This window comes from Halomonas sp. M1 (assembly GCF_029581375.1).
GTDB lineage: Bacteria > Pseudomonadota > Gammaproteobacteria > Pseudomonadales > Halomonadaceae > Vreelandella.
Window position 1 is genome coordinate 1,608,871 of record NZ_CP121119.1, and the last position, 23,648, is coordinate 1,632,518.

The following is a 23,648-nucleotide window of genomic DNA, read 5'->3' on the forward strand; positions in this document are numbered from 1 at the left end:
AAACATGCGGCTTGGAAAGTACAACGCAGAAAATGCGATGACGCTTAAACACGGTAAAGGCTAACACACCATGCATCGACTACTGCGTATTGCGGGCGCTTGGCCCTATTTGATTGCCATTTTTCTAAATGCCTTTGTGGATTTAGGGCATAAAATCGTTATTCAAAATACAATTTTCAAAAGCTATGACGGCACCGCCCAGGTCGTGCTCACTACGCTAGTGAATGGATTAATCTTACTGCCGTTTATTTTGCTCTTTAGCCCGGCAGGCCACGTGGCGGATAGCTACCCAAAGGTGCGCATTTTACGCGTTTCCGCTTGGGCGGCCGTAGCAGTTTCACTGGGCATCACCACTGCTTACTACCAGGGGTGGTTTTGGCTAGCGTTTGCCATGACGCTACTGCTGGCGATTCAGTCGGCCTTCTACTCCCCGGCTAAATACGGCTTAGTGAAAGGGTTGTTCGGCAAACCTCGCTTAGCGGAAGCCAATGGGTTGATCCAAGCTGTCACCATTGGCGCTATTCTGGCAGGCACCGTGGCGTTTACTGCCCTGTTTGAAAGCTGGGTGTCGCCTGATGCCGAAACACCAAATCAGTTGTTACGCCAAATAGCCCCCCTGGGCTGGTTGCTAGTGCTTAATAGCATCCTCCAAGTCGCGACGCTTTACCGCCTCCCGCTGGATAACACCCAACGCTCTGATAAACCGCTAACTTGGCAGCGCTACCTCAAAGGCACTGCCTTGAAAGACAACCTGTGGATCATCGCGCGCCAGCCCGTCATTAGGCTTTCCATTATTGGCCTTGCTACTTTCTGGTCGGTGGGGCAGGTGCTGCTAGTCGCTTTCCCCGCCTACGCTAAAGATGCCCTTAGCATTGATAACACCTTAGTACTGCAAGGCATTCTTGCAGCCAGCGGTATGGGTATTGCGCTGGGCTCTTTGCTTGCCAGCAAGCTTTCTCACAACCGGATTGAAACCGGCTTAATTCCCGTAGGGGCACTCGGGGTAGCGTTAGGGCTATGGTGCCTGCCGCTATTCGCTACGCCCACTGGCCAAGCCGTTAATTTCATCTTTATTGGCATTATGGGCGGGCTATTTATTGTGCCGCTTAATGCGCTGATACAGTTTCACGCCGCTGATAACGAGCTAGGCACTGTACTAGCCGCCAATAACTGGATTCAGAACATCGCCATGCTGGGCTTTTTAGTGCTCACCGCACTGTTCGCATTAGTGGGTGTAGAAAGCCTTTACCTGCTACTGCTGATTGCCAGCGTCGCTTTGGTGGGCGGCGGTTACACCGTCATAAAGTTGCCGCAAAGCCTGGTACGTTTTCTGCTGAGTTTTTTGCTGACGCGCCGTTACCGTGTCGAGGTTCACGGGCTGGAAAACCTGCCCGCTCAAGGCGGCGTACTGCTACTAGGCAATCATATTAGCTGGGTGGATTGGGCCATGGTACAGATCGCCAGCCCCCGCCCCGTGCGTTTTGTGATGCTGAAATCGGTTTATCAGCGCTGGTACCTTCGCGGTTTTCTAAAAGCGCTCGGCTGTATCCCCATTGAACGCGGCAGCGCAGCTGAAAATGCGCTGGCAGATGTGGCTAAACAACTCAACGCCGGCGAAGTGGTGTGCCTGTTTCCTGAGGGGGCCATTAGCCGCACTGGCCAGCTGGGCGAATTCCGCCGCGGCTATGAGCGTGCCTGCAAAACGGCTAACGCGGATGTCAACATCGTCCCCTTTTACCTACGTGGACTATGGGGTAGCCAGTTTTCACGCTCTTCTAGCAAACATAAAGAGTTACGCAACGCCCCTCTGCACCGTTCGGTCGTGGTCGCCTTTGGCAAGCCGCTAGCGAAAGATACCTCTGCCGATGTGCTCAAACGGCGTATTTTTGAGCAGGCCACCCACTCCTGGCAGCATGCCGTCGATGAGCTACCCACGCTATCCGAGGCCTGGATACGCAGCGTGAAACGTAACCCAAGCGCCCCGGCACTCACGGACCCCAGCCGCTCGCTCAATGCAAGCCAAGCGCTTACCACCAGCCTGCTATTAGCAAAACGTATTCGTAAACTTGCCCCTGGGAAAAACGTGGGGTTATTGTTGCCCACCAGTAGCACTGGCGTACTTGCCAATATGGCAACACTCCTCGCTGGCAAAACGCTGGTAAACCTTAACTACACCGATAGCCAAACAGCACTTGCATCAGCACTCGCCCAAGCCGAGGTCAGCACCGTGCTTACCTCGCGCCACTTTGTTGAACAACTTAAGCAACAAGGGCTAAACGTCAGCCAATTGCTAACCAATATTCAGGCGGTCTACATGGAAGACCTGCAGTCGGCTTTTGGCAGCGCTGAACGCCTCAGCACCTGGCTTACCGTTCGTCTACTGCCGGCGGGAGTACTTAAGCGCCTGTTCTGTAGCAACCAAGACGCCGACCGTACCGCCGCCATTGTGTTTCTAAGCGGCGAAGGAGACCAACCAAAGGGCGTAATGCTGAGCCACCGCAACCTGATGGCCAACATCAAGCAGACCTCTGATGTACTCAACACCCAGAGTAACGATGTGGTAATGGGGTCGGCTCCACTATTCCATGCCTTTGGGCTAACGGTCACCCAACTACTGCCGCTAATAGAGGGCCTGCCGCTGGTGTGTCACGCCGACCCTAACGACCCAACCGGCATTGCAAGGGCGATTGCCAAGCATAAAGCCACTATTATGTTCGGCACATCGCATTTTCTAGCACTACTGAACAGCCGCCAAGAAGTGCATCCGCTAATGCTGGAAAGCCTGCGTGCCGTGGTTATCGGTGCAGAATTACGGGATGAGCGTATATGCCACGACTTCACGCTCAAGTTCCACAAGCCCATTTACAGAGGCTACGGGGCGACAGAAACCGCGCCCGTTGCATCGGTCAACCTGCCTGATGCCATGGATATTAACCACCAGCATATTCAACGCGGCAAAAAATCAGGCACCGTAGGCATGCCACTGCCCGGCACCAGTTTTAAAATCGTCGACCCTGAAAACTTTCAAGAGCTGCCCACCGGTGAGACAGGCATGATATTGATCAGCGGACCTCAAGTGATGCAGGGGTATTTAAACGACCCGAAGCGCACTGCCGCTGCCATTAAAGTGATCGATAGCCACCGCTGGTTCGTTACGGGCGATAAGGGATTTATCGATGAAGATGGCTTTTTAACCCTTCTCGATAGCGCTTCCCGCGTTGCCAACATAGAAGCTGAACCATAGCCTCAGCGTGATTTAGGGCGGTGAAAGCCGCCCTAAATCACCTCAACACAACGCTTATAGCTATTAGCAATGCCGATCGCCGAACCATGAAGCGCATGGGTTGCTGCTTGTATTGATGCCCTACTCAGGCGGTTTTTCAGCAGCGTGCCCCGTTCCCTGGGAGGGATTACTTTGGCCTTCTCCACGCGCAATATCCTCATGGCTAATCACCACAACATCACGCGGCCACCACTCGGGATGGTTATCACGAATAAACGTCATGAGTTTTTCACGCACGTTCATCTCTGCCGTCCAGCCTGCTAACGGGTCGGAGGTCATCAAATAGCAGGAGATCGTTTGCGCAGTGCCATTTTGCGCAGTCACATAACACAGTAGCTTGTGGTGTTCGATAATCGACTCTTCCGCTTCAGCAAACTCAATAAACTTCTCCCGAAGCAGTGAGATGTCCGCACTCAGGTGAAGCGTTAGCTCCAAACAGCGGTAAAGCTTGGCACTTTTGACCGACAAATTCTCAAAAGGCTTAGAAACAAAATAAGTAACCGGCACAATCAGCCGCCGCTCGTCCCACACTCTTAGGCGAATAAAGGTGTAGAAGATCCCTTCCACATAGCACCACCGGCCTTCAAACATCACCAGATCGCCAATGCGAATAGGTTTCGCGAACGATAATTGAAAGGAGGACAAAATGTTGCCAAGCATTGCTTGGCCAGCAATCCCCACCAGCACTGCCAGCACACTGGCCGAGGCAAGAATAGAGAGCCCCATCGTCTCAAAGAGCTGGATTTGCCCCAGCACATAGACCGTCACACCAATAACCGTGATGAGAATAATGATCCGACGCAGTGCATAAAGCGATGTCAGCAGCCTGCGCTGGTCTCTGGGTTTGGTGTCATCGATTTCCCCCACCAGCCGACGCGTTAAGCGCAGCATAATGGTATCCACAAGGCGAAGCGCTATGGTGCCCATTCCCCATGCCAATACAGCGATTAACAGCACGCGGAATGTCGTAGTGGCCACCGCAGAAAAAGACACCACATAGCTCAATAACGTCTGCGTAATCAGCGAGATAACGATCAGTGCCATGGGAATTTTAATGCGGGCAACAAAGATACTCTGGGCACCGGAGGGCAACAACTTGGCCGCTAACCCAACAATGCCATAAACCAACCATCCTACTAAACCGATAAACAGCAGGAACAAAGGAAGAGCAAGCCACTCCCACACCATCAACATGCCGAACGACGATTTGAAGCGGTCGGGAATATACTCTTCCAAAATTGAGGGGCCATATTCATCATAAAGCACGGGAATCGATGAAACGCTCTCCGGCATAATCAGCCAAACGGGGTCTTCATCGTGCAATTGATAGCGGCCAAGCCGAATATCGTAGGCCTCGCCTCCGGCCTGAAGCGAGGTAATTTCAATATCTCGACGCGGCATCCCAGCCTGCGGGTTCTGGCCAGTGGCGTCCTCAATGGCCGCATCCTGGCGCCCGGAAAGGCGTGAAACATTCAACCATTCACCGCGCTTAAACACCTCTGCCAGCTGCTCAGCCAGCTCACTACCTTGTTCGGCCTGCTCATCCGCCGATAGGTCAGAAAGATTAAGCAGGTGGGCCGCCGCGGCATAATTCTTCTCATTGGTAAGCTCGACAAAACTGCGTACTGTTTCCCGTGGCGTTCTACGCTTCACGTCTTCCGGGACATCCCCCAACCCCACGTTCAATTCATCAACACTGAACCACAGCCTATCCTCGCGCTCTTCTCCTTGAGTTTGCGCCGCGCAGAGGCTAGAAAAAGCGAGCGTGATTACCAGTACGAACCATACGGGCCATGAGTAATTTGCTTTCATACATGCCTTATTGTTTAAGGTAAGCCAAGTGTCAGTTTGACCATTTACGACCACCCATAAGCCTGTATTTAATGCTGGCCTTCCATGGCGTCGGTTAGACAAAGTACAGACTACCATCGTTGATCAGGCAAGGGCCGTCAGCGCACGGCTGCTCGGCTGGCCGTGACACATTTGTGAACTTTGCGCGATACAATCCATTTCCAACACGTTATTCCCGACACTCTATTTCCAACACTTTATTTACAACACTTTATTTACAACACTGTATTTACAACACTGTATTTACAACACTCTATTCCCCAGTGGACCTCGCAAGATATTGCGCAGCAAAGATGGTTGTTGAATCCATCCGCCCGGCAGCACTTCCTTACAGGCCAGAGTCAGGAACCTATGACACGAAACGTACTGATTATTGAGGACAACCCAGGTATCGGAGAGCTTGTCCGTATGCACGTGGCCGAACTGGGTATGACCCCTATTCTTTGTAAACGAGGCGATACTGGGCTTGCGCGTTTTCGTGAAGGCGGGATCGGCTTAGTGATTCTCGACCTGATGCTACCCGGCATGGACGGGCTTTCAGTATGTCGCGAGATCCGTGCCGGCCCAGGCTATGTGCCGGTATTGATGCTGACGGCAAAAAGCACCGAGCTTAACCGGGTACTGGGCCTGGAAATGGGGGCGGATGATTACCTCACCAAACCTTTCAGCGTTGCAGAACTCGCTGCGCGGGTAAAAGCCTTATTTCGACGGGTGGATGCCATGGCATCGGCAGCGGTCGTGGAAACCCGCAGTGATGAACTGATCGCCGACGGGCTGCGTATCGACCCCGCTCGCCGACGCGTATTTATAAGAGAGCAGCCGGTCGAACTCACCGCGCGGGAGTTTGACCTGCTGTGGCACTTTGCCAGCCATCCGGGGCGGGTATTCAGCCGTGTTCAACTGTTAGATACCGTGTGGGGCTACAGCCACGAAGGCTATGAACATACCGTCAACACCCACATTAACCGCCTGCGGGGCAAGATTGAAACAGATCCCGCTCAGCCGGAATTTATTCAAACCGTCTGGGGGGTGGGCTATCGCTTCCGCGAGTAAATTATGCTGAAAACACTCTATACCCGGCTCTCTATCGGGCTGTTTCTCCTGCTGCTGGTAGTCGGGTTGCTGTATACCTTTATCAGCCTCTATTCGCTGCGCGGGTACAGCGCCTCCGTCAGCCAGGCACTGCACCAGGATTTGGCACAGACCTTAGTATCCGACAGAAACTTGGTCAGCGACGGCGGGCTTGACCCGGGCGCATTGGAAGAACTGTTCTCCCTGTATATGGCCATCAACCCCAGTATTGAAATCTACCTGCTGGGACTGGATGGCACCATTCTCTCCTACTCGGCTAACCCCGCGCAGATAAAGCGCAACCAAGTCTCGCTGACCCCGATACACAGGCTGATGAATGACAAAAGCCTCTACCCAATGCTCGGCGACGACCCCCGTAGCCACGACCGGCAAAAAGTCTTTTCCGTTACCCCGGTGCCTTCGGCTGACACCCCTGAAGGGTATCTCTACGTGGTATTACGTGGAGAGCAGTACGATGCGGCGGAAACCATGGCCCGGGGCGGCAAAGTGCTTGAGATGAGCGCCTGGGCACTGTTAGTGAGCCTCGTCGTGGCCATGATCGCAGGGCTAACCATTTTCCACCTGCTGACCCGCCGCCTGAGATCGCTCGCCCGGCTAGTAGCGGAATTCGAAAACAGCGACATGCGCCAGCACCCGTTCAGCGCACGGCCGAACAGGGCTGGGCACAAACTTGCTGATTTTAACAGCGCAAAATGGCGCGACAAACGGCCAGTGGTACGTGACGAGATTGATTACCTGGGTGCCTCCTTCGACGATATGGCCCAACGGATTGTCTCCCAGATCGAACAACTCAAAGAGAAAGATGCCCAGCGCCGCCAGCTGATCGCCCAGGTATCCCATGACCTGCGTACGCCACTGGCCTCCATGCAAGGGTATATCGAAAGCCTGAAGTTAAGGCGTGACCGCCTTAGTCCTGAGGAGCAAGATCGCTTTCTTGATATCGCCCTTAAAGAGGGCCGCCGTTTAAGCCGCTTAGTGGATGAGCTTTTTGAGCTTGCCGCCCTAGAGGCAAGAGAGAAACAGCCGGCACCAGAACCCTTTCCGCTGGCAGAGCTTGTCCACGACGTGGTTCAGAAGCACAGCCAAGCCGCGGAAGAGAGTCAGTTAACGCTAAGCCTGAGTGGCAACCCGGCGCTGCCCATCGCCTATGCAGATTTAGCCATGACCGAACGGGTGCTGGATAACCTGATCAGTAATGCCATTGCCTATAGCCCTGCGGGTAGCCGTATTAACGTTGTAGTGGGCCAAACAGGCGGTGAACCCGAAGTATGCGTACAGGACAGCGGCGCCGGCATTGCAGAGCAAGATCTACCCCATATTTTTGAGCCTTTTTATCGCGGCGAAGCCGCTAGCGGAACGGGCCATGCCGGGCTAGGGCTGGCGATTGCCCGCAGAATTATGACGCTTCAGGGTGGCGATATCTGGGTGCACAATCTTGCCACTGGCGGAGCCTGCTTCTGCATACGTTTACCGGTAAACGCCACTCACGTACCCAGCGTTATAAATACGTAATAACTGCGTGATCACTACGTCATAACAGTGAGAGATAGCTGTGATAACTCTCATGCAAACTGTTTAGCGTATTCACCCCACACGTTACCCAATCGTTTACCTCGTGGAGGCATCCCGTGCTTATCAAGATTGCCAAACCCAGTGACCTGCGCGAATCCGATGTAACGCCGGAGTCTATCTACCTCTCTAGGCGGCGCTTTATGGGGGGTATGGTCGGCCTAGGCGCGGGCCTGGCCCTTTCCGGCAACGCACATGCCAATGCTGATTACTCAGATGTGCCTGAAGGCGATGCGCCAGCGTGGCTAAAAGAGAAAATCAGCGACACCCAGTGGCGCGCTATTACGCCCAGCAACCCCGACAAAGACAAGATAGCCCCTTTTGATGATGCCAGCGGCTACAACAATTTTTACGAATTTGGCACCGGCAAAACCGACCCCGCCCGCCATGCAGGTAGCCTGAAAACCCAGCCCTGGAGCGTGGTGGTGGATGGCGAAGTGAATAATGGCGGGCGCTTTACCCTAGAAGACTTCGCCAAGCCTTCCCAGTTTGAAGAGCGCATTTACCGCCTACGCTGTGTCGAGGCGTGGTCGATGGTGATTCCCTGGTTGGGCATCCCCCTGGCAGAAGTAATCAAACGCGCCGACCCCACCCGTAAAGCCAAGTACGTCCGCTTTGAAACCCTGGTCGACCCCGAGCAGATGCCCGGGCAACGCTCTTCATTTTCACTCATCGACTGGCCCTACGTGGAAGGCCTACGTTTAGATGAAGCCATGAACCCGCTAACGCTACTGGCCATGGGCATGTACGGTCGCGAACTGCCCAACCAAAACGGTGCGCCTTTGCGCCTAGTGGTGCCCTGGAAATACGGCTTTAAAAGCATTAAATCCATTGTGCGCATCTCGCTGGTGGAAGAGCAGCCGATCAACACCTGGCAACTCATCGCCCCGAATGAGTATGGCTTCTATGCCAACGTTAACCCACAGGTTGACCACCCCCGCTGGAGCCAGTCGCGCGAGCGTCGGCTACCCAATAGCCTGTTCAGCCCCAACACCATCGACACCCTGATGTTTAACGGCTATGCCGACGAGGTCGCTGAGATGTATGCGGGGCTGGATTTGAGAGCAAACTACTAATGGCCGCGCTGAACTTATGGCTGTTGTGGCGCCTAGGGATATTTTTCGCGGCGCTGGCGCCGCTGCTATTCTGGAGTTGGCAGGTGGCTAATAACGCCGCAGGCCCAGAGCCAGGTAATTATCTCCTGCTGAATATCGGCCTTGGCGGGCTATGGATGCTGCTACTGACACTCAGCCTTACCCCGCTCACCAAACTCACCCGGTGGAAAGGCTTTGCCCTCATCCGCCGCCAGCTTGGCCTCTGGGCGCTCGCCTATGCCACCCTGCACATGCTCTGCTATGTACTGTTTATTTTGGGCCTCAACTGGGCGCTGCTGGGTAGCGAGCTGGTAAAGCGGCCCTACATTATTGTGGGCATGCTGGCGCTGATTGGCCTTGCCGTACTGGGCGCTACCTCCAATCGCTGGTCGATGAAGCGGCTCGGCAAACGCTGGAAGCCGCTGCACAAGTACGCTTACCCCATCTTAGGCTTAGTGCTGCTGCACTTCTTCTGGGTAGTGCGTGCCGACCTGCAAGAGTGGGCGATGTACGCCGCTATTGCTGCGCTTATCATGGCAACACGCCTGCCCCCCATCGCCCGCACACTGCCTAAAGTACGCTATCGCCTCAGCCGCCGTTAGAAACGGCACACGCAGGTTAGCCGCCTATACTGAACAGGAGAGGACACACATACGTTGAAAGGGGAAAGCTCATAGCGCCGCAGATTTCAGCTTGTGTAACGCATTGCCTCACTATAATTTACTGACATGGAAGGCCCTGCTATGCAGCGTTATTGCCCAGTAACGCCTGAACAGAACTGACAAAGGTGACGTCTATGCCCCCCGCTGTCTCTCCACTGCAAATTTCATTGCTACATCACCCGGGCCATGGCGCTTGCTGCTGTGGCTCGCCGCTGCTTCAACGCTTCCATGAACGCATGATGGCCGATATCTCCCGTCGTCAATTAATCGGTGGTGCCGCGGCGGTGATGGCGCTTTTTGCTGGTTTACATGCCCCAGCGTCAATCGGCAGCCAACCCAAGCGTCAAGGTGGCCCTCTACTGCTAACCAACCTTGCCCTGTTTGATGGCAACGGCACAGCGCTGCGCGAAGGTGTAACCGTGCGCATTGAAGAGGGCCGCATTCAGGCAATTTTGCCTCAGGATGCCCCTGCGGAAGGTGCCGAATTGATCGATTGCGGCGGCCGCGTTTTAATGCCGGGATTGATCGACGCCCACTGGCACACCACTTTGGCGGCGATTAGCCAAGTCGCCGCCATGACCTCAGACGTAGGCTATGTGCATTTAGTGGCTGCTCAGGAAGCAGAGCGCACACTGATGCGGGGCATTACGTCGGTGCGGGATGTAGGCGGGCCGTCTTTCGCGCTAAAACGCGCTATTGATGAAGGCATTGTGGCGGGGCCGCGTATTTTTCCTGCTGGCGCCATGATCTCCCAAACCTCTGGCCACGGCGACTTCCGCATGCGCCATGACGTGCCTCGGGGTAGCACGACCCCCTTGAGCGAACAGGAGCGCCAAGGGGTAGCCGCCATCGCCGACGGTGAAGCCGAAGTGCTACGGCGCACCCGTGAGCAGCTGATGCTAGGGGCAACGCAAATTAAGTTAATGGCGGGTGGCGGGGTCGCTTCCACCTACGACCCACTGGATAGCACCCAATTTACCGAGCGCGAACTACGCGCAGCGGTTGAAGCGGCGGAAGACTGGGGCACCTACGTTATGGTGCATGTGTATACCCCCCGAGGCATTCAGCGGGCGCTAAGAGCTGGCGTTAAATCGATAGAACACGGCCAGCTGGCCGATGAAGAAACCGCCCGAATGATGGCGGGCGAAGGCGCGTGGTGGAGCCTTCAACCCTTCCTTCAGGATGAAGATGCCAACGTTTACCCCGATGCGGCTCGTCGCGAAGCCCAGCGCCAAGTGGCAGAAGGCACGGTGCGGGCCTATGAGCTCGCCCAGCGCTTCGATATTAAAACCGCCTGGGGCACCGATATTCTGTTTAGCCCGCAAAATACGCCCAATCAACTGCGCCAGCTGGCCAAGCTCACCCGCTTTTACGACCCCTTAACGGTGCTGGCTATGGCCACAGGACGCAACGGCGAACTGTTAGCGCTTTCTGGCCCGCGTAACCCCTACCCCGGCACGCTAGGTAAAATTGAACCCGGCGCGCTTGCCGACCTGCTCTTGGTCGATGGTGACCCTAGCCAAAATCTTGATTTTCTTCATGATCCAGAGCGTAACCTACGCCTGATTATCAAAGGTGGACGCATCTACAAAGACACCTTACAAGGATAATAGTGATGCTTAAATCCTCCTCTCTGGTTGCCGCCATTGGCCTGATAGCCGCAGGTTTCGCGACTCATACCCATGCGCAAGAAAGCGCGTGGCGTTACCAGCTCACCCCCTATGTATGGATGACAGGGTTATCCGGTGACCTGCGCCCACTGGCTAATTCCCCCACTGTCAGTACGTCACACTCGTTTAGCAACGTAATGGATGACCTGGAAGGCGCGTTTTTTATGGCCGGTAGCGCCCGCAAAGACCGCTGGGTCCTGTTTGGAGATATTACCTGGGCGTCCCTTAGCAATGAGAGCATGCTATTGCCGGGCGTTGCAGTGGAAGGCAACCTGCGCCAGCGCTCATTAACCGCTGCCGCCGGTTATCAAGTGGTCAGCACGCCGACCCAATACCTTGATCTACTAGCAGGCGCACGCGCTTGGCGGATCGAAGCCGACGTAAAGGTGCCCGCCTTAGGGGTTAGCGCCAGTGACACCGAACGCTGGGTCGACCCACTCCTGGCCGCCCGGCTGCGCTCCACCTGGGCGACTAACTGGTCAACATTGGTGCATGTTGATGCCGGCGGCTTCGGCTTCGGCATCGGCTCTGATAGCACCTGGCAAGCCGTTGCTACCGCCAACTACCAGCTAAATAACGCTGTTCACCTCTCAGCAGGCTTTCGGCACTTATCAGTAGACCGCGACGAAAACGGCACTCGCATCGATGTAGCGATGAACGGCCCACTACTCGGGGCTACTTGGATGTTTTAGTAACTCGTCCTTCCACGACGTGACGCCCCGCTCGTCCTAGGAGTAACACCCAAAAGCCTGAGCGGTTGGCCTCCTACCTGAGTCTAGTGATTTTTCTGAAACGCATCACTTAATGCCGCCGCTAAAATCCCCGTGGGCATCGCAATAATCCCGATGCCCGCCACCGCCGTTAATCCCGCAAAAAACTTACCTAGCCCAGTGATAGGAACCATATCGCCATACCCCACCGTCGTCAGCGTAGTAACACTCCACCACAGCACACGGGGCACGCTGCCAAACGCGTCAGGTTGGGCTGAGGCTTCTGCTAAATAAAGGCAGAAAGAGGAAAGTAACAGCAACAGGATCGCTAAACCCGCACTCAACCACAGCTCATGAGAACGAGACTTCAGCGCCTCTGCCAGTGCTGCCCAAGCCTGGCTGAACCTACCTAAACGGGTTAGCCGCAGCATTAACCCCAAACGCAACATACGTAGTAAGAAGCCGTTGTTTTGAACCATAAACCCCAGGAAGTAAGGCAAAATCGCCAGTAAATCCACCATGGCCCAAAACGAAAATACATAGCGCAACCGGCCTTTTATCCCGCGGTAACGCGGATCTTCACCGACAACATACAGACGCAGTAAATACTCACCGATAAAGATCACCACCAACACGGTTTCTAAGGTAGGAAAAAGGCGTGGCAAAAGCGCCCGCAGCGTTGGCTCCGTTTCCAAAATAGCCACCAGCGATGCCAGCAGAATCAGCACACAGATGACTCTATTAATGGTCGACAACCCCTGCCGCAGGTGCGTTTCTAACGCTAACTGCCGGTAAAGCTCAGCTCTATTTATAATCATTTCTTCAAAAGACTTATTAGTGAATGCAGCGATCTAAAACCCCAACAACCGCTTACGAACAGGCCGAATAGCGACCAGCAACAGGATAGCTAAGGCCAACCATTCAACAGAGGCCGGTAGCAGCTCCTGCACTTGGCTGGCCTGTTGAACCGGGTCCCATCCCGTCATCGCCAGCCCCTTATCAAACACCCAGCCGATCAGCACCGTCACCAGCAGAATGCTACCCAGATAAACCGCCAAGGCCTGGCTGCCAAATTCACGCCGCAAAATGGCCAGGGTGGCTAGGCTCGTTACCGGGCCAGCCAGCAGAAAGACTAACGCCATTCCCGGTGAAATGCCCGCCAACAGCAAACCCGCAGCCACCGGCGTGGCTGCCGTCGCACAGATATACAAGGGAATGCCGATCACCGCCATAAGAAGCAGCGCCAGCAGCCCACCCGAAAAACCTACCAGGGTTTCTGGCGGCACAAAGGTCACCAACATCCCCGCCAGCAATAAACCGGCAAACATCCAACGGCTGATGTCATCCAGTAAATCACTAAAGGCATACATTAACCCTGCCCTTACCCCCGTCGCTTCAGCGGCAGCGCCTGTTTCATCGCTCACCCCTTTAGATTCACAGCCTTTTGATGCACAGCAGCTGCTAACAGGGGTATTGTTCGGCACTGTTGATTGTCCGGTAAAGCCCACTAAAATGCCCGTTACTATCGCGGTTACCAAGGCCCCCAGCACCCGCGCCAGCGCCATTAATGGGCCTAACAGCACACTGGTGATAAGCATTGAGTCCACGCCAACGCCGGGGGTACTAATCAGAAAAGACGTGGTGGGCCCACGGCCCGCGCCACCCCGGTGCAACGCCAGCGCAGTGGGAATCGCTCCACAGGAACACAGCGGCAACGGCATGCCAATCACCGCTCCCCGGGTAATACTGCCCAGCCCGCGTCCGCCCATCCAACGCTGTAATAAGTGTTCCGGCATCCATGCCTTAATCAGCCCTGCGATAACCAACCCCAACAGCAGCCAAGGCGCAGCGGTTAAGGCAATACTCAACAGCTCATTGATCAGCGTCATCGTAGGTTACCTGCTTGTTAACTCACAAAGTAACGACTAGCCTAAACCCTGTAATCGTTACAGGGTCAAGCTGATGAAAAGCGCTTATCGTATTGGTGAAGTGGCCGCCCGCACAGGCTGCTCTCCTGAAAGCATTCGCCACTATGAAAAACTGGGCTTACTGGCACCACCACAGCGTGGAGAGCAAGGCTACCGCCGCTACAACCAAGCAGCACTAGAGCGTATTGGCTTTATTCGCCATGGCCGAAGCTTGGGGCTAGACCTGCATAGTATTCAGGAACTACTGGCGCTCTCAGATAACCCCGACAACGACTGCACCGCCGCCGACGATATCGCCAGCCGCCACCTGCAACATCTTGAAGAACGCATTACCGCCTTACAGGCACTGGCCAATGAGCTGCGCCAACTGGTTCATCAATGCCGAGGTGGCAAGGCTGCCAACTGCCGCATTATTAAAACGCTGTATGACCACCAGCCCACGTGCAGCGAGCGGGGATGCGGGGAAAGAAACGAGTAGCGCAGTGTCGCCGTACGCCAGCTAACGTTAACAACATCGAACTTCATCCGGCCGTCGACTACGGTTATGACACACCCGCGTAATAAAGAGGATCATTGAATGATCGAGTCACGAGAAGAGCTTGAAGCCGTTAAAAAGGCGTGCCATGCCATGGTGACAAGAAGTTCGGGGCTTTCCGCTGGCTCCGCGATGATCCCCATACCCGGGCTGGATATTGGTTCAGACGTTGCCATATTGATGCGATTAATTCCCAAAATTAATGAAAAATTCGGCTTGTCGCCTGAACAAATCGACGGCATGGATACCGAAAGCAAGCTGTTTGTAATGACCGCCATTTCCAATACGGGCAGCAAAATGGCGGGTAAATACATCACAAAAAAGCTCATTGTGATGCTTCTAAGTAAGATGGGGGTCAAGGTTGCATCAAAAGGTGTTGCCAAGTTCGTCCCCTTGGTAGGCAGCGCCGTTGCCGGCGGCATCAGCTTTACGGCCATGAAGTACATGGGCAATAGCCATATTGAGGATTGTTATGAAATTGCCCTGGCGACACTGGAAAAGGAGTGGCAGGGTCAAGAAATTATCATTGAGCCAGAGCCACAACCCAAGACAGACCCGAAAGCTACCCTAAGATAAGCCACGATTTTTCTTGCTGCCCCCACCGTTATAAAAAATGACGCAAGCAAGCCTGATAAGAGTAAGATGCCCAACACTAGACGACTGGTCTAATCAAACGTAAGCTACCCCCATCGCGCTGCTGCAACTTTCAACATTGACCAGGCAGCCACTACACTTCTTTTACTCACCAGAAAGGATGCCAACATGAAAATTCTGCTCGTTGTTACCTCACACGATAAGCTTGGCGACACCGGCAATAAAACCGGCTTCTGGCTTGAAGAGCTGGCCGCACCTTACTACGCCTTTAAGGATGCGGGCGCCGAGCTAACTCTGGCCTCTCCTGCCGGTGGCCAGCCGCCGCTTGACCCCACCAGCAGCGCCCCGGATGCCCAAACCGAGGCCACCAAGCGCTTCGAGGCTGATACCGAAGCCATGCAAGTGCTAGCAAATACCCACAAGCTGGCCGATATCAATCTGGCAGACTTTGACGGCATCTTTTACCCAGGCGGCCACGGCCCGCTGTGGGACCTCGCCGAAGACCCCACCTCAATCCACCTGATTGAAGATGCCATTGCCGCCAACAAGCCAGTCGCCACGGTGTGTCACGCTCCCGGCGTGCTGCGCCACGTGAAAGGCAGCGACGGCAAACCGCTGGTAGCTGGCCGCAACGTTACCGGCTTCAGCAACAGCGAAGAAGAGGCCGTTGGTCTAACCGATGTAGTGCCGTTTTTAGTAGAAGACATGCTGCAAGACCTTGGTGGCCGCTACACCAAAGGTGACGACTGGAGCTCCCACGTGGAAGTGGACGGACTGCTGATCACCGGGCAAAATCCCGGCTCATCAGAAGCCACCGCCCAAGCGCTGCTCAAAAAGCTTTCTTAATAGCGCTCTTCATCGATAAGCAAGGAGAAGTTGATGCCCGCGTATGTCGTACTTACCCGAGAACACACGCACGATGCTCAGGAAATGCAGCGCTACAGCGAGAAAGCAAAAGCCGCCCGAGAAGGCCACGACCCACAGCCGCTAGCCTTCTATGGTGATTTTGAAGTGCTGGAAGGCAGCGCCATGGAAGGGGCAGTGATTCTACGCTTCCCCGACATGGCCGCCGCCCGCGCCTGGTACGAAAGCCCCGCCTACCAGGAAGCCCGCAAGCACCGCTTCCTGGGGGCAGATTACCGGGTGTTTATGGTGGAGGGTCTCGAAGAGGCTTAATGCATTTTTAGGTGACCAGTTCGTCACACCCAGTTAGCGCTGGTGAATGGGAACACCGCCAAAACGTTTGAAAACTGCAGAGGCCTATTCGGCTCACCTACTGAGCCGAATAACCGCTGTATTCGGCTCAACCACGTGGTTAATCTCACCTCAGGCGTTGGGCAGCATAATGTGCCCGGTTAAATAAGGCGCCACACGCCCTTTAATCACCACCCGTTCGCCCTCTACAACACAGCTAAGCGCGCCTTGGCGCGCCCCACCTTGGCGAGCAGTAAGCGCTTGCTTACCCAAACGCGCCGCCCAATACGGGGCAAGCGAGGTATGCGCCGAGCCAGTCACCGGGTCTTCTTCCACGCCCACCTTGGGGCCAAACCAACGGGACACAAAATCCACATCATTGCCTTTGGCTGTGACGGCCACTCCCCGCCCCGGCAGCTGTTTAAGCCGCAGCATATCCGGTGCAAGGCGTTCAATCACACTGGCTTCCTCAACCACCACCACAATGTCATCTGAGATCAGCAGGTCCTCAATTTCGATACCGCCAAGGGCTGCGGCTACCTCCGCGCGCATTTCCAGAGGCGCTAACATTTTCGCGGGGAAATCCATCGCCAGTTCATCGCCCTCACGCTGCACTAATAGCGGCCCGCTACGCGTTTCAAACTTCAGCGTTTCTGCGCTATCGCTCAGCACATTAAAGATCACCCACGCCGCCGCCAGCGTGGCATGGCCGCAAAGATCCACCTCCACTGAAGGCGTAAACCAGCGCAGGTGGTAGCCTGCTTCCGTGGGTACAAAAAAAGCGGTTTCGGAAAGGTTGTTCTCTGCGGCAATGGCCTGCAGCAGCGCATCCTCCAACCACGCACCCAGCGGGCAAACAGCCGCTGGGTTACCTTCAAAGGGCTTTGAGGCAAAAGCATCTACTTGGTATAGATCGATTTTCATGGGGCTTTAACTTCGCGAAAAAGGGGCAGTAATTAAAAACTTCAACAAAAAACTATATAGCGCATTAGGAGATGAAGTCGATGGTTTCAACAGCGCGGAGCGCAATGATCTATTCGTAGCGGCGGCAATCGCCGACTAAGCCCACTTATCTAAATTAAGTTCGACGAGCTTTGATTGCACCACTTGGCCACCTTTTAGGCCAAGTAACAGGCACGACAAGCGGGGTTACTGCTATAATAATTACTGGTCTGTCTAGGAGCGTTGAGATGGTTCGTAAAGCCCCAACTGATAAAGTCATGGTTTCCCGCGAGCATATTTTGCGCGCAGTGGCCAGTTCAAGCGCGATTGAAACAGGCGAGCGCACGGCAGTGATTGAGAAGCGTCTGAAGTCTCATACGCGTCGGTTTACCAAGTTAACCCTAGCTCTCTGATACTATCAGCTCGTTCTCACTGTATTTCCAAAACGTCTCGTACTAAGCGTTCAACAAACTGATAATCACCGTCACGTCCGGCTTGAATCGCTTTGAAGTAATAGTCTTTATGCTCGTTCCACAGGCTGTAATCGAGTGGTTGAGCACCCGCCTTGACGGCCATCACATCTAGCAGCAAGCGCGATATCCGCCCATTACCCTCTCGGAATGGGTGAATCAGTATAAACTCGACATGCATTTCGGCAAGCAATGTAATTAGCTGTTCGTCCCCTACCTCAGGTAACTCAGCAAAACGTGAGAGATACTGACCCTCAAACTCTTTTGCCAGCCTTTGGATCTGTATAGGCGATGCAAACCGAATATTTGGTTTGGACATATCAACGGTTCGAAATTGGCCCGCCCAACGATACACATTGCCCAGCCAAGCTCTGTGCCATCGGCAAATTGTCTGGAAAGTAAGCGTTTTAGGGAAGTCGTCAAAAACCTGCATATAAAGAGCTGCAAGCAGCTCTGTTTCTGCAATATTTATCTCTACGGGGTCAGTGATCCCAATGAGATTTCCCAGCACCCTATTTTCCGAGCCAGGTTGGTACTCACCTTCGCTACCAGAAACAACATAGCGACTCATAAGAGCGACTTACCTCGCCGCTTGTTTGTATCTTCCATACTCCAGCCCCACAAGCTTCTGTTTGATCTTTTTGCGTGCCATGCTGCACCCAATTAGCATACCCAAAAAATACAAAAGGCCGCTCGATATTTCGAGCGGCCTGAAAGAGTCTAGCTAATCGTCATCCTAATTGGACGCGATCACTCCCACTCAATCGTAGCAGGCGGCTTGCTGCTCACATCATAGGTCACCCGCGAAACGCCTTCCAACTCATTGATAATGCGGTTGGAGACCTTTTCCAGCAGCTCGTAGGGCAAGTGCGCCCAGCGGGCGGTCATGAAGTCGATGGTTTCTACCGCGCGTAGCGCGATGACCCATTCGTAGCGGCGACCGTCACCCACTACGCCTACGGATTTCACCGGCAGGAATACGGCGAAGGCTTGGCTGGTCTTATCGTACCAGCCGGAGGCGCGCAGCTCTTCGATGAAGATAGCGTCGGCATCACGCAGGATGTCGGCGTACTCTTTCTTCACTTCACCCAGAATGCGCACGCCTAGGCCGGGGCCAGGGAACGGGTGGCGGTAAACCATATCGTAGGGCAAGCCGAGCTCTAGGCCGAGTTTGCGCACTTCGTCTTTAAACAGTTCGCGCAGCGGCTCGACTAGCTTGAGCTTCATGGTTTCCGGCAGGCCACCTACGTTGTGGTGGGATTTGATCACGTGCGCTTTGCCAGTCTTTGAGGCAGCGGATTCGATCACGTCCGGGTAGATGGTGCCCTGGGCAAGGAAATCGACGCCTTCAATTTTGCTGGCTTCTTCATCGAATACGTCAATGAACGTGTTACCGATGATTTTACGCTTGGCTTCCGGGTCGTTTTCGCCCTTCAGCTTGCCGAGGAACAGCTCTTCGGCGTCTACGCGGATCACCTTAACGCCCATGTGCTTGGCGAAGGTTTCCATGACCTGGTCGCCCTCTTGCTTACGCAGCAGGCCGTTGTCGACGAAGACGCAGGTCAGCTGGTCGCCAATCGCTTTGTGCAGCAGCGCAGCTACTACGGATGAATCCACCCCCCCGGAAAGGCCGAGCAGTACGTGGCGGTCGCCCACTTGCTCGCGCACACGGCTTACTTGGTCTTCGATGATTTGTGCCGGTGTCCACAGCTTCTCGGCGCCGCAAATATCCAGCACGAAGTGCTCAAGAATGCGCTGGCCTTGCAGAGTGTGGGTCACTTCCGGGTGGAACTGTACGCCGTAAAACTGCTTCTCTTCCCAGGCCATGGCGGCAATCGGGCAGCTCGGCGTGGAAGCGGTCACGGTGAAGGTATCGGGGGCTTTGGCTACCTTATCGCCGTGGCTCATCCATACGTCTAGCAGGCCTTTGCCGCTGTCGGCATCCACGTGGTCTTTAATGTCTTTGAACAGCGCGGTTTCAGCGTCGATTTGAATTTGGGCATAGCCAAACTCACGCTGGTTAGAGCCTTCTACCTTACCGCCAAGCTGCTCAGCCATGGTCTGCATGCCGTAGCAGATACCAAATACCGGCAGGCCCATTTCAAACACACACTGAGGCGCGCGGGGGGAATCCAGCTCAGTGACGGATTCCGGGCCACCGGCCAGGATGATGCCGTTGGGGTTGTATTCGCGAATCTCTTCTTCAGTGATGTCGAAGGCGCGGATTTCGGAGAATACGCCGATTTCGCGAACCCGACGGGCGATCAGCTGGGTGTACTGGGAGCCGAAGTCGAGAATCAGAATCTTATGGGCGTGAATGTCACTCATGGCGGGGTCTCGGTTGAGCGGTGGAGGTGCCGCTGGTAAAGCCAAAAAGCAAGCGGCGGGGCTTAGTGCCCGCCGCCATTTAATGTGGAAACCTCCGATTAACGATGACATCCGGTTAATCAGAGGTTCCATGGTCGTTGCGCTGTTAGCTCACCCGGTAGTTGGGCGCTTCTTTAGTGATCTGCACGTTGTGAACGTGGGATTCGTTAAAGCCAGCACTGGTAATTTGTACGAACTCCGGCTTGGTACGCATTTCTTGAATATCACGGCAGCCGGTATAACCCATGGAGGCGCGCAGCCCGCCCATCAGCTGGTGAACGATGGCGCCCATCATACCTTTATAGGGCACGCGGCCTTCAATGCCTTCCGGCACCAGCTTCTCGGCACCTTCGGCTTTATCTTGGAAGTAGCGGTCGGCGCTGCCCTGGTTCTGGGACATGGCGCCCATGGAACCCATGCCACGGTAGGCTTTGTAGGTACGGCCTTGGTAAAGTTCGACTTCACCCGGCGCTTCTTCGGTACCGGCCAGCAGGCCACCCACCATCACCGCACTTGCGCCAGCGGCGATGGCTTTGGCTAAATCACCCGAGAAACGAATACCGCCATCGGCGATCAGCGGAATATCAAACTCTTTCAGCGCTTCGGCAACGTTAGACACCGCGGTGATTTGCGGTACACCAACGCCTGCCACAATACGCGTGGTGCAGATAGAACCGGGGCCAATACCCACTTTAACCGCGTCTGCGCCCGCTTCGGCCAGCGCTTTGGCGGCAGCACCGGTAGCAATGTTGCCACCAATCACCTGAATTTGCGGGAAGTTCTCTTTAATCCAGCGAACGCGATCAATGACGCCTTTGGAGTGGCCGTGGGCGGTATCCACAATAATCACATCCACGCCGGCTTCGACCAGGGCCGCCACGCGATCCGGGGTTTCCGGGCCGGTGCCTACGGCTGCACCCACTAACAAGCGGCCGTCGCTGTCTTTAGCGGCCATGGGATAAGTGCGGGCTTTTTCGATGTCTTGGAAAGTCACTAGGCCACGCAGGTGAAACTCGTCATCGACGATCAGCATTTTCTCGATGCGGTGTTCGCGCATTTTGGCTTTGCTGGTTTCAAGGTCGGTGCCTTCTTTGACGGTAATCAGCCGCTCGCGGGGGGTCATGATGTCCGCCACGCTGTCACCCACATTAGGCTGGAAGCGCATGTCGCGCTCGGTCACGATGCCTACCAGGGTTTCGCCTTCTACCACCGGGAAGCCAGAGAAGCCGTTCTCGCGCGCCATGGCAAGCAGGTCATCTAGCTTCGCCTTGGGGCTAACGGTGACCGGGTCTTTCACAATCACGCTTTCGTACTTTTTAACCTTGCGCACTTCAGCGGCTTGCTGGCTCATGGCCATGCTCTTGTGGATGATGCCGATGCCGCCTTCTTGTGCCATTGCAATCGCTAGACGCGCTTCGGTAACGGTGTCCATTGCAGCGGAAAGTAGCGGGATGTTAAGAGAAATATTGCGGGTCAGGCGGGTTTTGAGGCTGACATCCTTGGGCAGAATATCGGAGAAGCCGGGAACGAGGAGTACGTCATCGAACGTAAGTGCTTCTTGGGCCATACGTAGCATAGCGGCAACACCCTGATGGAAGAGGAAGTGGGGCGTGGAAAGTTAATCCCCCATTATAACGTTTGGAAGGCCATACCAGCAATGCGATGGCGGCATATACAAAACAAGCAGCACCGCTGAGGGTTGCTGCTTGTTTGTTTAACCTAGGAAAATCTTAGTCTAGCGCGCGGTCGTCGGCTTCACTGGGAAAGTCCAGATCTTCCAAACGCCCGGTCACCGCCGTGGCAATGTTCGCCAAATGCGAGGAGACCCGCTTGTAGTGGCGAGCCAGCAGCGAGTACGCCACGGCTTCATGAAACTCGACCGTTTCTTCTTCACGCAATAGCGCTTCGATAAGGTCGTCGCAAATCCCGCCTATTTCGCGGGCAGCCGTAATAATACGGTGCGCCTGGGCTTCGTTTGAGTCCCGCGTGGCGGTAATCAACTCTTTAAACAACCCTGATAAACGCTCAGAAACCTTATCTAGCGGCTTCTGGTAGCGGTCTACATGAAAGCCTTCGCTGTAGAAAGCGCCAACTTCAAAGACGTTTTTACAGTAATCACCAATGCGCTCGGCGTCTTTTGCAACGCTCATCAGCGCCAGGCAGATAGCCACATCATGGCCGGGGTTTACGGTTAGATGGCGTAATACCTTGCGGCGGATGGAGCGCTCAAGCTCGTTGACCGCCACATCGCGCTGGTAAAGCGGTTGGCGCACGTCTTCGGCAGGCACTGTGCTGTAAAGCACCTCATTAGCACGTGCGAACATCCAAGCACCATGCTCCAGCATCTTGGTCAGGTCCGCGTAGGCCTGGTCAATGCTGGTTTCCGAGGTAAGCGCACTATAAAGCTGTTTAAACATGGGAAACCCCTCGGTTGGCCGCGCTTAGCGCAGGCGCATGAACAATTCGGTCAGTGTAATGCCGACCAATGGCACCACCAGGAATACGCCGATCAAGAACAGGAACGCATAGCGGATGCGTTTCCCGGCCAAGCGGCCATACCAGGTCGCAATACGCAGCGGAATCACCCGCAGCGGCCACCAGATGGCGGTACCGGTTAAGTTGAAGATAACGTGAAACAGCGCCACCGTCATCGCTGCGGCAATAGGATTGGCGGTGGCCGCCAGCACACTGGTAACGGTAGTGCCCAGGTTGGCGCCCATCATAAAGGGTAGCACCCGACGTAAGCGCACGACGCCTGCCCCCGCCAGGGGCACCATCAGGCTGCTGGTAATCGAGCTAGATTGCACCAGCACCGTAGACACCACCCCGACACCGTAGGCACGCGCATCGGTACGGAAGAAATAGGTACGGAAGAGGCCATCCATGTGCCGCAGCAGAGCACCACGCAAGTTCTGCACCATAAAGACCAGCGCCGTGAACATCAGCAGTAACCCTAGCCCCGCCACAAAGAGCCCGGCGGCCGCTACGCTGGGCATTAAGGTAGCTCCCAGCCAGTTGGCAGCATCGACGATGGGGGCGGTGATGACTTTAATGGGGCTGCTGGGGCGCGCGACTTCTTCCAAACCAATCAGGTCAGCTAGCCAAGCCGCTAGGCGAGTAAAAATGCCGTAGCCACGCTCATGGAACATCCCCGTCAGCCACTCCACCGGGAACACCAGCAGAACCGTGAGAATATTAAATAAATCGTGCATTAACGCCGCGGTAAAAGAGCGGCGGAAGTTGCGCTTAATGCGCACGTTGGCCAGGGCCACGATCACACCGGTAACGGCGGTACCAATATTGGCACCCATGATGGCGAAAACAGCCGTGCCCAGGGTCATCTCGCCGCTGGCCACCAGGGTGACGATCAGTGCCGAGGTGAACGACGAGCTCTGCACGATCATGGTGACCAACACCCCTGCCATCAAGGCAATAAAGGGGTTCGCGCCAAAGGCGAAGGCGCGGGTCAGAAGGTCGCTGTCGCTGCCAAAGGTACCCAGGCCGGCGCCCAGCACGTTAAGTGCGGCCAAGAACACATAGAGACACAGGCCGGCATAAATACCGCGCAACCAGGCTGGCACCTCACGAGGCACCTCGCGAGCAAGAGCAGGACGATCGGTGGAAGGTCCGAGATTCGACATAAGTGGTCTGCCGTGTTGGTGGACAATCTATGTATGACGTTTTGAT

At 55.1% G+C, this 23,648-nt stretch carries 21 protein-coding genes; 12 read left to right on the top strand and 9 right to left on the bottom strand.

The window, feature by feature from the left end:
* Nucleotides 1-70 precede the first annotated feature (70 nt).
* Nucleotides 71-3,244, top strand: coding sequence for an acyl-[ACP]--phospholipid O-acyltransferase (locus P8S54_RS07255; protein ID WP_281443852.1), 3,174 nt, complete (start codon nucleotides 71-73; stop codon nucleotides 3,242-3,244).
* Nucleotides 3,245-3,364: 120 nt separating this feature from the next.
* Here P8S54_RS07255 and P8S54_RS07260 read toward each other — a convergent pair whose 3' ends face one another.
* Complete coding sequence (locus P8S54_RS07260) at nucleotides 3,365-5,095, bottom strand: mechanosensitive ion channel family protein (protein ID WP_281443853.1); 1,731 nt, start codon at nucleotides 5,093-5,095, stop codon at nucleotides 3,365-3,367.
* A gap of 390 nt (nucleotides 5,096-5,485) precedes the next feature.
* On the opposite strand from P8S54_RS07260, the gene P8S54_RS07265 reads away from it, so the two are divergent.
* From P8S54_RS07265 to P8S54_RS07290, 6 genes are all read left to right on the top strand, one after another.
* Complete coding sequence (locus P8S54_RS07265) at nucleotides 5,486-6,187, top strand: response regulator transcription factor (protein WP_281443854.1); 702 nt, start codon at nucleotides 5,486-5,488, stop codon at nucleotides 6,185-6,187.
* Between the two features lie 3 nt (nucleotides 6,188-6,190).
* Entirely contained in the window at nucleotides 6,191-7,738 is a 1,548-nt protein-coding gene (locus P8S54_RS07270; protein WP_281443855.1) for an ATP-binding protein, read from the top strand.
* A 116-nt stretch (nucleotides 7,739-7,854) separates the two neighbouring features.
* Nucleotides 7,855-8,871 carry a protein-methionine-sulfoxide reductase catalytic subunit MsrP gene (msrP, locus tag P8S54_RS07275; RefSeq protein WP_281443856.1) on the top strand — a complete coding sequence of 339 codons (1,017 nt, stop codon included), beginning with the start codon at nucleotides 7,855-7,857 and terminating at the stop codon, nucleotides 8,869-8,871.
* A complete protein-coding gene (msrQ, locus tag P8S54_RS07280) occupies nucleotides 8,871-9,491 on the top strand; it encodes a protein-methionine-sulfoxide reductase heme-binding subunit MsrQ (RefSeq protein ID WP_281443857.1) in 621 nt (206 codons plus the stop codon). Before msrP ends, msrQ begins: the two co-directional genes overlap by 1 nt.
* Nucleotides 9,492-9,685: 194 nt before the next feature.
* Nucleotides 9,686-11,161, top strand: coding sequence for an amidohydrolase family protein (locus P8S54_RS07285; RefSeq protein ID WP_281443858.1), 1,476 nt, complete (start codon nucleotides 9,686-9,688; stop codon nucleotides 11,159-11,161).
* Nucleotides 11,162-11,166: 5 nt separating this feature from the next.
* On the top strand, nucleotides 11,167-11,913 hold the full coding sequence (locus P8S54_RS07290; RefSeq protein WP_281443859.1) for a hypothetical protein: 747 nt from the start codon (nucleotides 11,167-11,169) through the stop codon (nucleotides 11,911-11,913).
* A gap of 83 nt (nucleotides 11,914-11,996) precedes the next feature.
* Here the strand turns inward: P8S54_RS07290 and P8S54_RS07295 are convergent, their stop codons facing one another.
* On the bottom strand, nucleotides 11,997-12,749 hold the full coding sequence (locus P8S54_RS07295; protein WP_009095687.1) for a potassium channel family protein: 753 nt from the start codon (nucleotides 12,747-12,749) through the stop codon (nucleotides 11,997-11,999).
* A gap of 33 nt (nucleotides 12,750-12,782) precedes the next feature.
* Entirely contained in the window at nucleotides 12,783-13,820 is a 1,038-nt protein-coding gene (locus tag P8S54_RS07300) for an SO_0444 family Cu/Zn efflux transporter (RefSeq protein ID WP_281443860.1), read from the bottom strand.
* Nucleotides 13,821-13,893: 73 nt separating this feature from the next.
* Between P8S54_RS07300 and P8S54_RS07305 the strand changes: the two genes are divergently transcribed.
* The 4 genes from P8S54_RS07305 to P8S54_RS07320 all read left to right on the top strand — a co-directional run bounded on the left by P8S54_RS07305 (nucleotide 13,894) and on the right by P8S54_RS07320 (nucleotide 16,164).
* On the top strand, nucleotides 13,894-14,337 hold the full coding sequence (locus P8S54_RS07305) for a helix-turn-helix domain-containing protein (RefSeq protein WP_009095683.1): 444 nt from the start codon (nucleotides 13,894-13,896) through the stop codon (nucleotides 14,335-14,337).
* A gap of 99 nt (nucleotides 14,338-14,436) precedes the next feature.
* On the top strand, nucleotides 14,437-14,970 hold the full coding sequence (locus tag P8S54_RS07310; protein ID WP_281443861.1) for a hypothetical protein: 534 nt from the start codon (nucleotides 14,437-14,439) through the stop codon (nucleotides 14,968-14,970).
* A gap of 186 nt (nucleotides 14,971-15,156) precedes the next feature.
* Nucleotides 15,157-15,834: a type 1 glutamine amidotransferase domain-containing protein gene (locus tag P8S54_RS07315; protein WP_281443862.1), complete on the top strand. Its 678-nt coding sequence runs from the start codon at nucleotides 15,157-15,159 to the stop codon at nucleotides 15,832-15,834.
* A 33-nt stretch (nucleotides 15,835-15,867) separates the two neighbouring features.
* Nucleotides 15,868-16,164, top strand: coding sequence for a DUF1330 domain-containing protein (locus P8S54_RS07320; protein ID WP_281443863.1), 297 nt, complete (start codon nucleotides 15,868-15,870; stop codon nucleotides 16,162-16,164).
* 150 nt (nucleotides 16,165-16,314) lie between these two features.
* Here the strand turns inward: P8S54_RS07320 and P8S54_RS07325 are convergent, their stop codons facing one another.
* Nucleotides 16,315-17,106, bottom strand: coding sequence for a PhzF family phenazine biosynthesis protein (locus P8S54_RS07325; RefSeq protein WP_281443864.1), 792 nt, complete (start codon nucleotides 17,104-17,106; stop codon nucleotides 16,315-16,317).
* A gap of 266 nt (nucleotides 17,107-17,372) precedes the next feature.
* Here P8S54_RS07325 and P8S54_RS07330 point away from each other — a divergent pair, with 266 nt between their 5' ends.
* Nucleotides 17,373-17,537, top strand: a complete 165-nt coding sequence (locus tag P8S54_RS07330) for a hypothetical protein (RefSeq protein WP_168183926.1) — start codon at nucleotides 17,373-17,375, stop codon at nucleotides 17,535-17,537.
* Between the two features lie 16 nt (nucleotides 17,538-17,553).
* Here P8S54_RS07330 and P8S54_RS07335 read toward each other — a convergent pair whose 3' ends face one another.
* The 5 genes from P8S54_RS07335 to P8S54_RS07355 form a co-directional block, all read right to left on the bottom strand.
* Nucleotides 17,554-18,165, bottom strand: coding sequence for a Fic family protein (locus P8S54_RS07335; RefSeq protein ID WP_281443865.1), 612 nt, complete (start codon nucleotides 18,163-18,165; stop codon nucleotides 17,554-17,556).
* Between the two features lie 179 nt (nucleotides 18,166-18,344).
* Nucleotides 18,345-19,922, bottom strand: a complete 1,578-nt coding sequence (guaA, locus tag P8S54_RS07340) for a glutamine-hydrolyzing GMP synthase (protein WP_281443866.1) — start codon at nucleotides 19,920-19,922, stop codon at nucleotides 18,345-18,347.
* Between the two features lie 145 nt (nucleotides 19,923-20,067).
* Nucleotides 20,068-21,537: an IMP dehydrogenase gene (guaB, locus tag P8S54_RS07345; RefSeq protein ID WP_281443867.1), complete on the bottom strand. Its 1,470-nt coding sequence runs from the start codon at nucleotides 21,535-21,537 to the stop codon at nucleotides 20,068-20,070.
* 154 nt (nucleotides 21,538-21,691) lie between these two features.
* Nucleotides 21,692-22,378: a PhoU domain-containing protein gene (locus P8S54_RS07350; protein WP_281443868.1), complete on the bottom strand. Its 687-nt coding sequence runs from the start codon at nucleotides 22,376-22,378 to the stop codon at nucleotides 21,692-21,694.
* Between the two features lie 24 nt (nucleotides 22,379-22,402).
* Nucleotides 22,403-23,602 carry a Na/Pi cotransporter family protein gene (locus P8S54_RS07355; RefSeq protein WP_281443869.1) on the bottom strand — a complete coding sequence of 400 codons (1,200 nt, stop codon included), beginning with the start codon at nucleotides 23,600-23,602 and terminating at the stop codon, nucleotides 22,403-22,405.
* Nucleotides 23,603-23,648 lie beyond the last annotated feature (46 nt).

What these genes read in the sequence shown, in the direction of transcription:
- guaB (WP_281443867.1), bottom strand. Translation starts at nt 21,537, where the DNA reads ATGCTACGTATGGCCCAAGAAGCACTTACGTTCGATGACGTACTCCTC.
- P8S54_RS07330 (WP_168183926.1), top strand. Translation starts at nt 17,373, where the DNA reads ATGGTTCGTAAAGCCCCAACTGATAAAGTCATGGTTTCCCGCGAGCAT.
- P8S54_RS07255 (WP_281443852.1), top strand. Translation starts at nt 71, where the DNA reads ATGCATCGACTACTGCGTATTGCGGGCGCTTGGCCCTATTTGATTGCC.
- P8S54_RS07320 (WP_281443863.1), top strand. Translation starts at nt 15,868, where the DNA reads ATGCCCGCGTATGTCGTACTTACCCGAGAACACACGCACGATGCTCAG.
- P8S54_RS07270 (WP_281443855.1), top strand. Translation starts at nt 6,191, where the DNA reads ATGCTGAAAACACTCTATACCCGGCTCTCTATCGGGCTGTTTCTCCTG.
- P8S54_RS07315 (WP_281443862.1), top strand. Translation starts at nt 15,157, where the DNA reads ATGAAAATTCTGCTCGTTGTTACCTCACACGATAAGCTTGGCGACACC.
- guaA (WP_281443866.1), bottom strand. Translation starts at nt 19,922, where the DNA reads ATGAGTGACATTCACGCCCATAAGATTCTGATTCTCGACTTCGGCTCC.
- P8S54_RS07325 (WP_281443864.1), bottom strand. Translation starts at nt 17,106, where the DNA reads ATGAAAATCGATCTATACCAAGTAGATGCTTTTGCCTCAAAGCCCTTT.
- P8S54_RS07305 (WP_009095683.1), top strand. Translation starts at nt 13,894, where the DNA reads ATGAAAAGCGCTTATCGTATTGGTGAAGTGGCCGCCCGCACAGGCTGC.
- P8S54_RS07355 (WP_281443869.1), bottom strand. Translation starts at nt 23,602, where the DNA reads ATGTCGAATCTCGGACCTTCCACCGATCGTCCTGCTCTTGCTCGCGAG.
- P8S54_RS07285 (WP_281443858.1), top strand. Translation starts at nt 9,686, where the DNA reads ATGCCCCCCGCTGTCTCTCCACTGCAAATTTCATTGCTACATCACCCG.
- P8S54_RS07260 (WP_281443853.1), bottom strand. Translation starts at nt 5,095, where the DNA reads ATGAAAGCAAATTACTCATGGCCCGTATGGTTCGTACTGGTAATCACG.
- P8S54_RS07295 (WP_009095687.1), bottom strand. Translation starts at nt 12,749, where the DNA reads ATGATTATAAATAGAGCTGAGCTTTACCGGCAGTTAGCGTTAGAAACG.
- P8S54_RS07350 (WP_281443868.1), bottom strand. Translation starts at nt 22,378, where the DNA reads ATGTTTAAACAGCTTTATAGTGCGCTTACCTCGGAAACCAGCATTGAC.
- msrQ (WP_281443857.1), top strand. Translation starts at nt 8,871, where the DNA reads ATGGCCGCGCTGAACTTATGGCTGTTGTGGCGCCTAGGGATATTTTTC.
- P8S54_RS07300 (WP_281443860.1), bottom strand. Translation starts at nt 13,820, where the DNA reads ATGACGCTGATCAATGAGCTGTTGAGTATTGCCTTAACCGCTGCGCCT.
- P8S54_RS07310 (WP_281443861.1), top strand. Translation starts at nt 14,437, where the DNA reads ATGATCGAGTCACGAGAAGAGCTTGAAGCCGTTAAAAAGGCGTGCCAT.
- P8S54_RS07265 (WP_281443854.1), top strand. Translation starts at nt 5,486, where the DNA reads ATGACACGAAACGTACTGATTATTGAGGACAACCCAGGTATCGGAGAG.
- P8S54_RS07335 (WP_281443865.1), bottom strand. Translation starts at nt 18,165, where the DNA reads ATGAGTCGCTATGTTGTTTCTGGTAGCGAAGGTGAGTACCAACCTGGC.
- P8S54_RS07290 (WP_281443859.1), top strand. Translation starts at nt 11,167, where the DNA reads ATGCTTAAATCCTCCTCTCTGGTTGCCGCCATTGGCCTGATAGCCGCA.